At 65.9% G+C, this 13,817-nt stretch carries 16 protein-coding genes; 11 read left to right on the top strand and 5 right to left on the bottom strand.

All coding sequences use genetic code 11. The annotated features are described in order from the left end of the window. Nucleotides 1–9: 9 nt before the first annotated feature. Nucleotides 10–834 carry an acyl-ACP desaturase gene (locus tag HLH35_RS09255; RefSeq protein ID WP_182978860.1) on the bottom strand — a complete coding sequence of 275 codons (825 nt, stop codon included), beginning with the start codon at nt 832–834 and terminating at the stop codon, nt 10–12. 214 nt (nt 835–1,048) lie between these two features. On the opposite strand from HLH35_RS09255, the gene sucC reads away from it, so the two are divergent. Both sucC and sucD read left to right on the top strand, forming a co-directional pair. After that, nucleotides 1,049–2,251, top strand: coding sequence for an ADP-forming succinate--CoA ligase subunit beta (sucC, locus tag HLH35_RS09250; RefSeq protein ID WP_182978859.1), 1,203 nt, complete (start codon nt 1,049–1,051; stop codon nt 2,249–2,251). Continuing rightward, complete coding sequence (gene sucD, locus HLH35_RS09245) at nt 2,251–3,132, top strand: succinate--CoA ligase subunit alpha (protein WP_182978858.1); 882 nt, start codon at nt 2,251–2,253, stop codon at nt 3,130–3,132. The genes sucC and sucD overlap by 1 nt, the downstream gene beginning before the upstream one ends. A 34-nt stretch (nt 3,133–3,166) precedes the next feature. Here the strand turns inward: sucD and HLH35_RS09240 are convergent, their stop codons facing one another. Next, on the bottom strand, nt 3,167–3,985 hold the full coding sequence (locus HLH35_RS09240) for a shikimate dehydrogenase family protein (protein WP_182978857.1): 819 nt from the start codon (nt 3,983–3,985) through the stop codon (nt 3,167–3,169). Between the two features lie 314 nt (nt 3,986–4,299). Continuing rightward, on the bottom strand, nt 4,300–5,055 hold the full coding sequence (locus HLH35_RS09235) for a hypothetical protein (RefSeq protein ID WP_182978856.1): 756 nt from the start codon (nt 5,053–5,055) through the stop codon (nt 4,300–4,302). A gap of 69 nt (nt 5,056–5,124) precedes the next feature. On the opposite strand from HLH35_RS09235, the gene ybaK reads away from it, so the two are divergent. Genes ybaK through HLH35_RS09215 form a run of 4 tightly spaced genes read left to right on the top strand, consistent with a single transcriptional unit; the run spans nt 5,125 to nt 7,586 of the window. Beyond that, a complete protein-coding gene (ybaK, locus tag HLH35_RS09230; RefSeq protein WP_182978855.1) occupies nt 5,125–5,628 on the top strand; it encodes a Cys-tRNA(Pro) deacylase in 504 nt (167 codons plus the stop codon). A gap of 15 nt (nt 5,629–5,643) precedes the next feature. After that, nucleotides 5,644–6,282 carry a GNAT family N-acetyltransferase gene (locus HLH35_RS09225; RefSeq protein ID WP_182978854.1) on the top strand — a complete coding sequence of 213 codons (639 nt, stop codon included), beginning with the start codon at nt 5,644–5,646 and terminating at the stop codon, nt 6,280–6,282. Next, a complete protein-coding gene (locus HLH35_RS09220) occupies nt 6,279–7,157 on the top strand; it encodes a carbon-nitrogen hydrolase family protein (RefSeq protein WP_182978853.1) in 879 nt (292 codons plus the stop codon). The genes HLH35_RS09225 and HLH35_RS09220 overlap by 4 nt, the downstream gene beginning before the upstream one ends. Nucleotides 7,158–7,169: 12 nt before the next feature. Beyond that, entirely contained in the window at nt 7,170–7,586 is a 417-nt protein-coding gene (locus tag HLH35_RS09215) for a ketosteroid isomerase-related protein (protein WP_182978852.1), read from the top strand. 32 nt (nt 7,587–7,618) lie between these two features. On the opposite strand, the gene HLH35_RS20200 is transcribed toward HLH35_RS09215, so the two are convergent. Next, the gene (locus HLH35_RS20200) at nt 7,619–8,293 is read right to left on the bottom strand and encodes a TetR/AcrR family transcriptional regulator (protein ID WP_338029321.1); all 675 of its coding nucleotides are present in this window, start codon (nt 8,291–8,293) and stop codon (nt 7,619–7,621) included. A gap of 362 nt (nt 8,294–8,655) precedes the next feature. Between HLH35_RS20200 and bioB the strand changes: the two genes are divergently transcribed. Beyond that, nucleotides 8,656–9,666, top strand: a complete 1,011-nt coding sequence (gene bioB, locus HLH35_RS09205; protein WP_182964002.1) for a biotin synthase BioB — start codon at nt 8,656–8,658, stop codon at nt 9,664–9,666. Nucleotides 9,667–9,685: 19 nt separating this feature from the next. On the opposite strand, the gene HLH35_RS09200 is transcribed toward bioB, so the two are convergent. Beyond that, nucleotides 9,686–10,174, bottom strand: a complete 489-nt coding sequence (locus HLH35_RS09200) for an OsmC family protein (protein WP_182978851.1) — start codon at nt 10,172–10,174, stop codon at nt 9,686–9,688. A 187-nt stretch (nt 10,175–10,361) separates the two neighbouring features. Between HLH35_RS09200 and queE the strand changes: the two genes are divergently transcribed. From queE to HLH35_RS09180, 4 genes are read left to right on the top strand one after another with little or no spacing between them, the layout of a single operon-like run. Continuing rightward, nucleotides 10,362–10,997, top strand: a complete 636-nt coding sequence (queE, locus tag HLH35_RS09195; protein ID WP_182978850.1) for a 7-carboxy-7-deazaguanine synthase — start codon at nt 10,362–10,364, stop codon at nt 10,995–10,997. 1 nt (nt 10,998) lies between these two features. Continuing rightward, nucleotides 10,999–11,736 carry a 7-cyano-7-deazaguanine synthase QueC gene (gene queC, locus HLH35_RS09190; RefSeq protein ID WP_182978849.1) on the top strand — a complete coding sequence of 246 codons (738 nt, stop codon included), beginning with the start codon at nt 10,999–11,001 and terminating at the stop codon, nt 11,734–11,736. Continuing rightward, the gene (locus tag HLH35_RS09185; RefSeq protein WP_182964006.1) at nt 11,729–12,256 is read left to right on the top strand and encodes a 6-pyruvoyl trahydropterin synthase family protein; all 528 of its coding nucleotides are present in this window, start codon (nt 11,729–11,731) and stop codon (nt 12,254–12,256) included. Before queC ends, HLH35_RS09185 begins: the two co-directional genes overlap by 8 nt. Continuing rightward, nucleotides 12,249–13,745 carry a SulP family inorganic anion transporter gene (locus HLH35_RS09180; protein ID WP_408870109.1) on the top strand — a complete coding sequence of 499 codons (1,497 nt, stop codon included), beginning with the start codon at nt 12,249–12,251 and terminating at the stop codon, nt 13,743–13,745. The genes HLH35_RS09185 and HLH35_RS09180 overlap by 8 nt, the downstream gene beginning before the upstream one ends. Nucleotides 13,746–13,817 lie beyond the last annotated feature (72 nt).

Here is a 13,817-nt window from a genome sequence, read left to right as displayed (position 1 = left end):
CCGTCCCCGTCAGGCCAAGGCCGCCTGACGCGCGAATTTCTTCTGCCGTATGCGGATCAGATGATACATGCCCCGCGCGACCAGTTCATGCACCCAGCCATGCGGCGCGATCCCGATGGTCTTCAGGACCATGCCGGTGACGCGCACGGTGTGCCTGGGCTGATAATAGCGCATTGCCCGCGCCATATAAGCCGCAATGCATCGGCCATGGTCGTAGGGCATGCCGGCCGGCTCGTTGGTGGTGTGGTAGGCCGAGGCCAGCTCGTCGTCCTCGCTCTCCGTCACCCGGCCCAGCGCGATACGCATACGCTGCCACACGCCCAGCTTCTCGCGCTTCAGGTAACGGTTCATGTGGTCGTAGAACAGCTTGAAATGCCTGTATTCGTCCGCTGCGATCTGCCGGCAGATCGCCTTCAGCAGCGGCTCCTCCGTGGCATCGGCCAGCGCGGTATAGAAGGACGACGTCCCGGTCTCCACCATGCAGCGCGCAATCAGTTCCCCGGTGCGCGACCCGCGAATGGACCGATCGACCTCCAGCTCCAGCTTGTACGATTTGCGGTAGCGTTCGAACGCCTGCGGATAATCCCATGACGGATCGGCCAGCATCGCCCACCGCCCCAGGGCGTCGCCATGCTGCACTTCCTCGATCGCCCAATTGTCCGCCGCCTCGCGGAAGGCCGGGTCATCGAAGAACACATTGTTCAGATAGAGCGCGTAATCCACGCCGTTCCGCTCAACGACCGATGCCGCCTTGACCAGCTGGACGATGTCGGGATCGACACGGGCCGGATCGAAACTGTCCCAATCCATCTGCTCAATGCGCCAGTGTTTCATCGTGCTCCGTCTTTCATGCCATCATGCCCCGTTTCCCTCTCTCCCGCCCTTCCGTGCAGAAGGGCATATACGAAGCCTGAACAAGTCCTTTTCAGCCTGGGAGATGGCATAAACCGTCCGATTATGCCATGCAGACGATAGTCGGCGCATACGCGACCGGCACACCGCCCGGCCTCCCCCTGGCGCAATGACAACAAACGCGGATCATAACCGTATGAACATACATGAATATCAGGCGAAAGCCCTGTTGAAGGGATTCGGCATGCCCGTGCTGGACGGGCGGGTCGTCCGTTCACCCGACGAGGCCCTGGTGGCTGCCCGCACGATCGGCGGCCCGATCGTGGTCGTCAAGGCGCAGATCCATGCCGGCGGCCGTGGCGCCGGCCATTTCGCCGACGATCCCGGCGGCAAGGGCGGCGTCCGCCTGGCCCGCACCCCCGACGATGCGCAGCAGGCCGCCGTCGCGATGCTGGACAGCACCCTCATCACCCGCCAGACCGGCCCAGCCGGACGCGTCGTCCGCCGCCTCTATATCGAGGCCGGCTGCGAGATCGCGCGCGAACTCTATCTCTCCCTGCTGGTCGATCGCGCCACCGGCCGCATCGTCATCGTCGCGTCGCAGGATGGCGGCATGGCGATCGAGGACGTCGCCGCCGCCACGCCCGAACGCATCCTGAAGGAATCAATCGACCCCGCCACCGGCCTGTCCGACTACCAGGCCCGCACCCTCGCGGCCCGGCTGGACCTGCATGGCCGCTCGATCCGCGCCTTCACCACCGTGCTGCGCGCGGCCTACGAGGCCTTCGTGTCGCTGGACGCCGCGATCGTCGAGATCAATCCGCTGGTCGTCACCGGCTCGGGCGATCTGGTGGCGCTCGACGCCAAGATGAGCTTCGACGACAACGCCCTGTTCCGCCATCCGGAACTGGAGGAACTGCGCGACGAGAACGAGGAAGACCCCCGCGAGCGCGAGGCCGCGCGCCACGGGCTGGCCTATGTCGGGCTGGACGGCACCATCGGCTGCATGGTCAACGGGGCCGGCCTGGCCATGGCGACCATGGACATCATCAAGATGGAGGGCGAGGAACCGGCCAACTTCCTCGATGTCGGCGGGGGCGCCTCGCGCGAGCGGGTGGCGGCGGCGTTCCGCATCGTGTTGTCCGACCAGAAGGTGCGCGGCATCCTGGTGAACATCTTCGGCGGCATCATGCGCTGCGACATCATCGCCGAAGCCATCGTCGCCGCCTCGCACGAGACGGGCCTGCGCGTGCCGCTGGTGGTCCGCCTGGCCGGCACCAATGTCGAGCAAGGCGAAGAAATCCTGTCCCGCTCCGGCCTGAAGATCATCCCGGCCAGCGACCTGGGCGATGCGGCCCGCAAGATCGTTTCCGCCGTGCGCGCGGAAGGAGTCGCCTGATGTCCATTCTGGTCCATAGCGATACGCGCGTCATCACCCAGGGCTTCACCGGCGCCCAGGGCACCTTCCATTCCGAACAGGCCCTGGCCTACGGCACCAGACTGGTCGGCGGCGTCACCCCCGGCCGGGGCGGCGAGACCCATCTCGGCCTGCCGGTCTTCGATACGGTGGCCCAGGCCTGCACGGCCACGCGGGTCGATGCCAGCGTCATCTACGTGCCGCCCGCCGGCGCCGCCGATGCGATCCTCGAGGCAATCGCCGCCGGCGTGCCCCTGATCGTCTGCATCACCGAAGGCATTCCGGTGCTGGACATGGTGCGTGTGCAGCAGGTGCTGCACCGGTCCGACAGCCTGCTGATCGGCCCCAACTGCCCCGGCATCATCACCCCCGGCGAATGCAAGATCGGCATCATGCCCGGCGCGATCCACCGCCCCGGCAAGGTGGGCATCGTCTCGCGCTCCGGCACCCTGACCTACGAGGCGGTGGCCCAGACCACAGCGGTCGGGCTGGGGCAGAGCACCTGCGTCGGCATCGGCGGCGACCCGGTCAAGGGGATGGATTTCACCGACGTGCTGGAACGCTTCATCGCGGACCCCGACACCGATTCGATCATCATGATCGGCGAGATCGGCGGCACGTCGGAAATCGACGGCGCCACCCTGATCCGCGACAGCGGAACCCGCAAGCCGGTCGTGGGCTTCATCGCCGGTGCCACGGCCCCGCCGGGGCGCCGCATGGGCCATGCCGGCGCGGTCATCACCGGCGGGCACGAAACGGCGGCCGCCAAGATCGAGGCCCTGCGCGACGCCGGCATCCACGTCTCCGCCAGCCCGGCCCTGCTGGGTCAGACCCTGCTGGACGTGCTGACGGGCCGCGCCTGACACACCCCCCGGTCCGCCCCTCGGGGCGGACCGATCAGGCCTCCCGGCCCCGGCGAACGGCAATCCGCCCGCCTTCCGAGAAATAACGGAAAATCGCGTCCAACTGGCCGTCCAGCATGGCCCGCCCCGCATGAATGGCAGCCCCCCGCCGGGCAACCGCGTGCAGTATCGGCGTGATCTCCGGCGTCATGATCACCTCGGCTACCAGAACACCCGGCCCGATCTGCTCCGGATCGAAAGGCAAGGGATCGTCCTCCCGCAGACCGAGCGAGGTCGCATTGACGACCAGATCATGTCCTCCGACATGCTCCCCGATCACGACCTCCAGATCCGGAAACCGCAATCTCAGCCGCTCGTGAAGCGCCAGAAGCCGTTCCCGCGAACGGTTGATCAGGGTCAGCTTCGCAGGCTGCCGTTCGGCCAGTGCCACCGCAATCGCGCTGGCCGCCCCGCCGGCCCCCACGATGCAGATCCGTCGCCCGGCCACCGAGTGCCCGGCAGCAGCCAGTCCGACGACAAAGCCCTCGCCATCCAGCATGTCCCCCGCGAATGCATCCTCGCCGACACGGCGCATGACATTGACGGCCCCCGCCAGCCTGGCACGGGGCGTCAGATCCCGGCACAGCGCGATCGCGGACATCTTGTGCGGAACCGTAACCACCATCCCCTGAAAATTCCCGACGCGCGACAGGCTCGCCAGACAGCGCGCCAGATCCGTCCCCGGAACGTCAAACGGCACCATGACCGCATCAAGCCCGTTGCGTTCGAAGAGAGCATTCATCGCCTGAGGCGTGCGGGCATGCGCGACCGGATGCCCCACCAGGCCGAAAAGCTTCGTTGCCCCACCAATCATCGTCCGCCCTCCGGACATTCTTCACGCAAGGAACATCAGATATTCAGACACCGATCCATCCGGCCAGAAAAGCCAGTCACATTTTCCGCATTCGACCCGACGCCGAGACCAGAACAGCACATCGTCATCGCGATAATGGCGCGCGCTGCCGGCAATCCAACACGCTTCGCACCTGCATTTCACCTGAAAGAGCGGGCCCTGCCGCCGAGGTCGCCTAAATCCCCGAAGCAGCCAGATCTACCAATCCGAACCGCATTTCTGCACTGAGGGGACACGCGGCTAAAGAGAATGGAAGCCAGTAAAGATCTATTTTGTCACGGAGCGGATAGCTGCACCTGTGCCAGACGAATATGCGCCTCACCAAGCTCACCCTTGCGGATCATATTCTTCACTGTCGCCACGGATACGGCAGGCGACTTCATCTTGGAGCGCGGATTCGTCTCGTTGTCGTCCTCGATAAAGGCATTGGTTGACGGATCGAGATAGCCATAGGCACAGAGATATGGGTTACGCACATCGGCCATGACGGCTACGACATGATAACGCGTCCTCCCGACCCAGTCCTCGGCGATCGAGCTCTGATCGACTCCAGGGTAGTTAAAAGTCACCCCGATGGAATGGAAATAATCAAAAATACCACCCATGAGAGCGTTTACCAGACGCATTTTCTTCGGATTGAATTCAAACCCGTAGTAAAAATAGTCCTGATAGATCGTTTTTTCTTTTGGGAGAGAATTTTTATTAACCAATCCCAGGATGCTCTGCATCGTGGAGGGGGTGGGCTTTACCCTGAGCGGCCGATCACGGAAAATCATGGCACCCCGATGGTTGTAAAAGATCGGGATAATAATGTGTCTCGGATCATTACTCATAGAATCGCCTCCCAGGATACGAAATATCAGACTTTTCCCATCCCGGGCAATGGCCTGATCCCTAAGGATATCTTCGCTGACCGGCCTGTGAAGTGTAAAGAGAGCAATGAGAGGCAACGCCTTTCCATCGGCACGCGCCTGAAACGAATCACCCGTCTTGTGGCCCTGCGAATTGCCCTCCCCGACCCGCTCGCCCATCCCTTGACGCTCCGCCGACGGCCTTATATTCAACATTCGGTGATTTAATGTGCGCGAGGGAGCGCCCGCATGCAGCAGGATAAGACGGCGGGCACCTCCTTCCTCACGGAGCGCGGCGTGCGATTCAGCGTCCATCGCTACGAATATGATCCCGCCGGCACCCTGATCGGCATGCAGGCCGCCTCCGCCATCGGCGAAGATCCCTCATTCGTCTTCAAGACCCTGATGGTGCGGGTCGACCGCGAAAAACCCGTGTGCCTGATCGTTCCCGCCGCCGGCAAGGTCAATCTCAAGCAGGTCGCAGCCCTGTTCGGCGGCCGCAATGCCCGCATGATCCCGGCGGCCGAGGCCGAGGAATTGACCGGTTTCCAGGTCGGCGGCATCAGCCCGTTCGGCCAGAAAACGCAGGTGCCGGTGGTGATCGACGCCGCCGCGTCCAGCAAGGACTATATCTACGTCAATGCCGGCGCGCGGGGCCTGGTCGTCAAGATCGCGCCGGACGATGCGCGCAGTGCGGTCGACGCCACCCTTGCGCCGATTTCCTCGCCGCAGGCCGGCTGGAAAAGCAACTGAAAAGGATCAGCCAGAATGCGCGTGACGATCGAAACATTGACAGGCGAGCGCATCATTCCGGTTCTTCCGAATCTCGCCCGCCTGCGCATCGGCGTCTTCCGCGACTGGCCCTATCTGTATGACGGAGACGTAGCCTACGAGGAAAAATACCTCCAATTCTATGTCCGCAGCGAAGGGGCAGCCGTCATCATCGCCCGCGACGGCGACAGCGTGGTCGGCGCCTCCACCTGCCTGCCGATGCGGGACGAACAGGAGGCCATTCGCGCGCCTTTCGAAACACGCGGCCTGTGCGCGGACGATTTCTTCTATTTCGGCGAGTCCGTGCTTCTCGATGCCTATCGCGGTCAGGGGCTGGGCGTACGCTTCTTCGAAGAGCGCGAACGCCACGCGCTGGCGACGAGCCTGGCCAGTTTCGCGACCTTCTGCTCGGTGCGCCGCCCGGACGATCATCCGGCCCGACCGCCTGGCGCCACAACGCTGCACGCCTTCTGGGCCCGCCGCGGCTTCCGCCCCCTGCCCGGCGTGACGTGCGAACTGGACTGGAAAGAGCCGGGCCACGCCGACGAAACACCCCACACGCTCGATTTCTTCATCAAACCGCTTCGCGGCACGCCGATCCCCGCCAGCCTCGAAACGCAGGAGCATGATGCATGAACAAACCAATCCGACTGGGCGTGCTGGCCTGGGAAGTCGCACGCAATCACACGATCGAGGATTACGCCCGCCATCTGGACGCCCTGGTGGCAGAAGCCGCACCGCACGCCGACCTGCTGCTGATGCCGGAATATTCCTGCATGGAAGCCGCCGCCGCACTGACCGACCGACCCGATCCGGCGGCGGAACTGGAGGCCGTCTGCCGGTACAGCGACGCCATCCTGAACATCATGCGCGAAACGGCGCAGCGCCATAAGGTCTGGCTGATGCCCGGCACCCTCCCCCGGCCGGAGGCCGCAGGCGTGCGCAACCGCGCTCCCCTCATCGCCCCGGACGGCCAGGTCGCGTTCCAGGACAAACACGTCATGACCCGGTTCGAGAACGAATCCTGGGGTGTCCGCGCGGGCAATCCGCCCGGCGTGTTCGAAACCCCGTGGGGCCTGATCGGCACCTCGGTCTGCTATGATTCGGAATTCCCGATGCTGGCACGCGCCCAGATCGAGGCCGAGGCATGGCTGATCCTGGTGCCCACCTGCACCGATTCCATGCACGGCTTCAACCGGGTGCGGATTTCGGCGCAGGCCCGCGCGCTGGAAAACCAGTGCTTCGTCGCGGTCTCGCCGACCGTGGGCGACGCGCCCTGGCTGGCCACGCTGGACGAGAACCATGGCTGTGCCGGGGTTTACGGCCCGGTCGATCGCGGTTTCCCGGCCGACGGCATCATGGCGGAAGGCAGGCTGGACCAGGGCGGGTGGATCTTCATCACGCTCGATCCGGCCACGCTGGACGCGGTGCGCGAAAACGGCGCCGTGCGCAATTGCCGCGACTGGCCGGTCACGGTTCCCGTCGCCCGCCGCATCCCCTTCTCGACCTAGGAAAGAAAACCCATGTCAGCCGAACAGACCCAGGCGCTGATCCGCGCCTATTACGACGCCTTCAATCGCGAGGATATCCCGGCCGTCCTCGACCTGCTGACCGAGGATGTCGTCCATGACATCAACCAGGGCGGGCAGGAAATCGGCCGTCCGCAATTCGAGACCTTCCTGCGGCACATGGAAGGATTCTATCGCGAGGAGTCGAAGGATCTCGTGATCATGACGACACCGGACGGCACGCGCGCCGCGGCAGAATTCGTCGTCCATGGCGCCTATCTGAAGACCGAACAGGGCCTGCCCCCGGCAACAGGCCAGACCTACGCCCTGCCGGTCGGTGCCTTCTTCGTAATCCGGGGCGGCAAGATCGCGCGCGTCACCAACTACTACAATCTTCCATTGTGGACGAAACAGATCAACGCGGCACCCTGATCGTCCCAGCCTGACGGCGTTACCGCGCCCTCTCAGGCCGCCAGTACCATCGGCAACACGTCCGAGATCAGCCGGCGCGACAATTCCGCCTCGTCCCCCTTCGAAAGCCCCCGCCGGCGCATCATCAGCAACGGCAGCATCACGGCCCCCATGACCATCATCAGGGTCAGTTCGGGCGATCCGTCATGGCGCAGCAACCCGTCCGCCCGGGCCTCCTGCAACAAAGGCAGCATCGCGTCCTGATAGGGTTCCCAGATTTCACGCACGATATATTCCTGCCGCTCCCCGGGCAGGCTCATCTCGTCGGAGAGAAATTTCGCCAGTTCGGGAATATCGCAATTGGCCGTGATGAAACGCGTCAGCCCTTCGCGCACCCGTTCTTCGGTGGGCCCCGATGCGCCATGCAATTCCTCGATCGACCGGCGCGCCGCGGCCAGGCGCAGCGCAATCTCGTCCACCACCGCTTTCCACAGGGCGAATTTCGAGCCGAAATGATGGGAAATCAGCGCGGGATCGACGCCCGCCTCCTCCGCGATCTCCCGCAGCCCCGTTCCGTCATAGCCCTTCCGCGAGAATCCATGCAGGGCCGCGCCGAGCATGGCGTCGCGCGCCGCGGGCGTTCCCTTCGCCGGGCGTCCCCTGCGTCGACTGAGCGGAGTATGATGGAACGGCACCAGATCGTCCTTGTTCAGTGTCGAGCCGTCCACCCTAGCACCGCCGGAGCGAGCTTTCTATTCGTTAGCCCAGGAAAACGGGGCATAGCCACGGGCCGCCCCACTTGTTCAACGGTCAACGATTTTTTTCCGCAAGGCCCTGCCTGCCTCCTGGACGATCGAAACAAGCCCCGACAAACCGACATGGGTGACATACCCCCCGCTTCTGTGGCACAGCGTTGTCCCTTCGAGGCTGTTTCAAAAGCCCCGCTGGCGGCGGCCTGACGGCGATTTCCTGCGCTTCGGGGCGCGCGGCCATCAAGGCCGCTCCGCTTCGATGCCTGAAAACCACCGCCCGCTCACCAGCGGGGCTTTTGAAACAGCCTCCTATCGCCAACAGTCCAGGAACCCGCCCGATGCCCGATGGTCTCATGCCGGCCGCATCGCCCGCTTTCGCCGATCCGTCCCTTCCGCCGGTCCGCACCGACTGGACGCGCGACGAAATCGCGGCGCTGATCGCCCTGCCCTTCCCCGAACTGCTGTTCCGGGCCCAGAGCGTGCACCGCGCCCGCTTCGACCCCACCGAGGTGCAGATCTCCACCCTGCTCTCGATCAAGACCGGCGGCTGCCCGGAAGATTGCGCCTATTGCCCGCAGAGCGCGATGCACGAGGATGGCGGCGTCAAGGCCAGCCGCCTGATGGCGGTGGAAGCCGTGCTGAAGGAAGCCCGCGCCGCGCGCGATGCCGGGGCCGCGCGTTTCTGCATGGGCGCCGCCTGGCGCTCGCCCAAGGATCATGATCTCGAGACTGTCTGCGCCATGGTCGAGGGCGTGAAGGCCCTGGGCCTGGAAAGCTGCGTCACCCTGGGCATGCTCGACGCCCGTCAGGCCCAGCGCCTGCGCGATGCCGGGCTGGACTACTACAACCATAATCTCGACACCTCGCCCGAGCATTACGGCAACATCATCTCCACCCGCACCTATCAGGACCGGCTGGACACGCTGTCCAATGTCCGTGACGCCGGGATCAATGTCTGCTGCGGCGGCATCGTCGGCATGGGCGAGGACGAAAGCGACCGCGCCGGCCTGATCGCCAGCCTGGCCAGCCTGCCCAAACACCCCGAGAGCGTGCCGATCAACCTGCTGGTGCGCGTGGCCGGCACCCCGCTGGCCGAGGCGGAGGCGGTCGACCCGATCGATTTCGTGCGCATCATCGCCGCCGCCCGCATCGCCATGCCCGCCAGCCGCGTCCGCCTGGCCGCCGGGCGCGAGGACATGACGGACGAAGCCCAGACCCTGTGCTTCCTGGCCGGCGCCAACTCGATCTTCTACGGCGAAAAGCTGCTGACCACCCCCAACCCCGAAGCCAGCCGCGATGCCCGCCTGCTGGCCCGCCTGGGCATGCACACCAGCCTCGTCCAGGCCTGACAGGCCGGGCCGCCGACGATCACCGATCGACCGGCGGCTCCCTGACAATCACGGGCGCATTGCGCACCGGAAAATTCACGGATCGGGCGATAAAGCACAGGCCATGGGCCTTCTCATGCAGCGCCCTGGCCTGCTCCACATCCGACCCGGCCGAAACCGTCACCCGGGGGCGCAACGTGACGGAGGTGAATTGCCCGCCCCCGTCCGCCTCTTCGATCATGCAGCCTTCCGCATCGTCTTCATACGCCGTCACCACGATACCGGCCTGCGCGCATAGGCCCAGAAACCACAGCTTGTGGCAGGCGGACAGCGACGCGACCAGCAACTCCTCCGGATTCCACCGGCCGGCATCGCCCCGAAAAGCAGGATCGGACGATCCCGCAATGACAGGCTTGCCCTCCGCGACGATGTCGTGGGCACGTTCATATCCACGATAATTCTGCGTTCCAGCACCGGTATTGCCGGTCCAGCGCACCGTGACCGCGTAGCGATGCGTCTTGTCCGCCATATGACGTGTCCCTTCATGCCCCTCGAAAACCGTCCGCATCCCTATCATGCACCCCCTGTCGTCACACGCAGCCATTCCGGCCCGACGCAGGACGAACCACCTGCCACCCCCTGCGCACATCGCACGACCAGCGCGGTACCATGATTTAACGCTTGCGTCCGGGCACCGCCTGTCCGACATCACCCCCATGGCCTATATGATCAAGGAGATGTTCGCGACCCTCCAGGGTGAGGGCGCGTATGCCGGCCGCGCCGCCGTGTTCTGCCGTTTCGCCGGATGCAATCTCTGGTCGGGGCGGGAGGCCGATCGCGCGGGCGCGACCTGTCGTTTCTGCGACACCGATTTCGTCGGCACCGACGGCGAAGGCGGCGGCCGTTTCGCCGATGCCGCCTCCCTGGCCGACGCCATCGCCGCAACCTGGGCCGCACCGGGCCGCGACCACGCCTTCGTCGTCTTCACAGGCGGCGAGCCGCTGCTCCAACTCGATGCAAAGCTGATCGCGGCGGTACACGCACGCGGCTTCGAAATCGCCATCGAGACCAACGGCACCCTGGCCGCCCCCGAGGGCATCGACTGGATCTGCGTCAGCCCCAAGGAAGGTGCCGCGCTGGTCCAGCGCAGCGGCCACGAACTGAAACTGGTCTACCCCCAGCCCGGCCTGCTGCCCGAAGCGGTGGCCGATCTGGACTTCCAGCAATTCTGGCTCCAGCCGATGGACGGCCCCGACCAGGCCCGCAATACCCAGCAGGCCGTCGCCTATTGCCGCACCCACCCACGCTGGCGCCTGTCCCTGCAGACCCACAAGCTGATCGGGATTCCCTGATATGGCCGCAACGCTGACCCCCGCCGACCCGAAACAGGAAAGCGCGATCGTGCTGTTCTCCGGCGGCCAGGATTCCGCGACCTGCCTGGCCTGGGCGCTGTCGCGCTTCGGCCGGGTCGAAACACTGGGCTTCGCCTACGGCCAGCGCCACGCGGTGGAACTGGAATGCCGCGACACGCTGCGCGCGGGCATGGCCGCGCACGATCCCGCCTGGGCGGCCCGGCTGGGCGAGGACCATACGCTGGCGCTCGACGCGCTGGGCGCGGTCTCCGACACCGCGCTGACCCGCGACGCCGCCATCACGATGAACGAGAACGGCCTGCCCAGCACCTTCGTGCCCGGCCGCAACCTCATCTTCCTGACCTTCGCCGCCGCCCTGGCCGCCCGCCGCGGCGCACGCCACATCATCGGCGGCATGTGCGAGACCGATTATTCCGGCTACCCCGACTGCCGCGACGACACGATCAAGGCCATGCAGGTGGCGCTGAATCTCGGCATGGCCAGCCGGCTGGTCCTGCATACGCCGCTGATGTGGATCGACAAGGCCGATACCTGGCGCCTGGCCGAAAGCCTGGGCGGCCCCGATCTGGTCGCGCTGATCAACCGCGAGAGCCATAGCTGCTATCTGGGCACGCGCGAGACGATGCACCCATGGGGCCATGGCTGCGGCACCTGCCCCGCCTGCGACCTGCGCCGCGTCGGGTGGGAGCGCTACATGGCGGGTCGCGCCGATGCTTGATCTGGTCTTCACCCGCCGCTTCTCGATGGGCCACCGGCTGATCCACGGCGCCAGCGAAAGCTGCGCCCTGCCGCACGGCCACAACGAATTCGTCACCGTGCGCCTGCGCCCTACCGCGCCCCGCCCGCTGGACGGGTCCGGCAACATGGTCGTCTCCTTCCAGCGCGCCAAGTCGCGCTGGCACCGCTTCGTGGACGAACGGCTGGATCATGCCCTGCAACTGGCCGAGGACGACCCGCTGCTGGCCTGGTTCCGCGCGCACGAGCCCGAACGCGCCCGCCGCATCGTCGTCACTCCCGGCGACCCGACCACCGAACTGATGGCCTGCCTGATGATGGCCAAGCTGAACGCGCTGCTGGACGACGATGGCGGCCTGCTGCGCTGCGCGGAGATCACCTTGCAGGAAACCCCGACCAACACCGTCCGCTACGAGGGCGACCCGCTGGAAGCGCTCCCCACCCCGCGCCCCGCGACCAACTGCTGGTGGCGGCGCGCCGACGACAGTATTGCCGATGTCTGAAGCACCGATGGCCGCATCACCCCTCACCGGTTTCGCCCGCTACCGCGCCGAATGGCTGGCCAATCCGGTGCGCGAAATCCTGGCCGGCATGGTCGGCACCTTCGCCCTGATCCCCGAAGTCATCGCCTTCTCCTTCGCCGCCGGCGTGGACCCGGAGGTCGGGCTTTACGCATCGTTCGTCATCAGCGTCGTCATCGCCATCGCCGGCGGCCGCCCGGCCATGATCTCCGGCGCCGCCGGCTCGGTCGCACTGGTGGCGGCGGCGCTGGTGCGCGCGCACGGCGTGCAATATCTGCTGGCCGCCACCCTGCTGGCCGGCCTGTTGCAGATGCTGGCCGGCGCGGCGCGGCTGCACCTGCTGATGCGCTACGTCTCCCGCCCGGTCCGCACCGGCTTCGTCAACGCGCTGGCCATCCTGATCTTCTCGGCGCAACTGCCGCACATGCTCCATGTGACATGGCACACCTACGCCATGATCGCGCTGGGCCTAGCCATCATCTATGGCGTGCCACGCCTCTTCAGCGCCATCCCCTCCCCCCTGATCTGCATCCTGGCACTCACGACCGTCGCCACGATATGGCCGATGCCCCTGCATACGGTGGCCGATCTGGGCCGCCTGCCCGACAGCCTGCCGCATCTGGTCTGGCCGCTTGTGCCGCTATCCCTGTCCACGCTGGAAACCATCCTGCCCTTTGCCGCCGCCATGGCGATGGTCGGCCTGCTGGAATCGATGATGACCGCCAGCGTGGTGGACGACATGACCGAAACCCACAGCAGCAAGCGCACCGAATGCGTCGGGCTCGGGCTGGCCAATGTCGCCGTCGGCCTGTTCGGCGGCATCGCCGGCTGCGGCATGATCGGCCAGACGGTGGGCAATCTGCGCTATGGCGGGCGCGGGCGGCTCTCGACCTTCGTCGCCGGGGCGTTCCTGCTGCTGCTGATGGTGGCGCTGCGGCCGTGGGTGGCCCGGGTGCCGGTCGCCGCCCTGGTGGCGATCATGATCATGGTCTCAGCCAGCACCTTCTCCTGGTCGTCGCTGCGCGACCTGCGCACCCACCCGCGCGGGGCCAGCCTGGTCATGCTGGCAACCGTGGCGGTGGTGGTGGCAACCCACAATCTGGCGGCGGGCGTGCTGGTGGGCGTGCTGCTCAGCGGCCTGTTTTTCGCCGCCAGCGTCTCACGTCTGGTCACGGTCGAAACGCGCTACGACGCCGCCAGCGACACCCGCACCTACAGCGTGACGGGCCAGATCTTCTTCGCCTCGGCCGACCTGTTCGCCGAGGGGTTCGACACGCGCGACACCGCCCGCCACATCCGCATCGACCTGCGCCACGCCCATTTCTGGGACATCACGGCCGTCGGCACCCTGCGCGACATCGTCGCACGCATGGAAAGCCATGGCCTGACCGTCGAACTTCTGGGCCTCAACAGCGCCAGCGCCACCCTGATCGATCGCCATTCAGATCTCAACGTCGCGCCCCAGACCTGAGAAGTAGGCTGTGAATGCGGGCTGGCCGCACCCGCTCACCAGCCCACATTTCCAGCCCGGTTCCGTGAGGCA

This window comes from Gluconacetobacter asukensis (genome assembly GCF_014174375.1).
GTDB lineage: Bacteria > Pseudomonadota > Alphaproteobacteria > Acetobacterales > Acetobacteraceae > Gluconacetobacter > Gluconacetobacter asukensis.
This window is presented reverse-complemented; position numbering and strand designations above follow the sequence as displayed.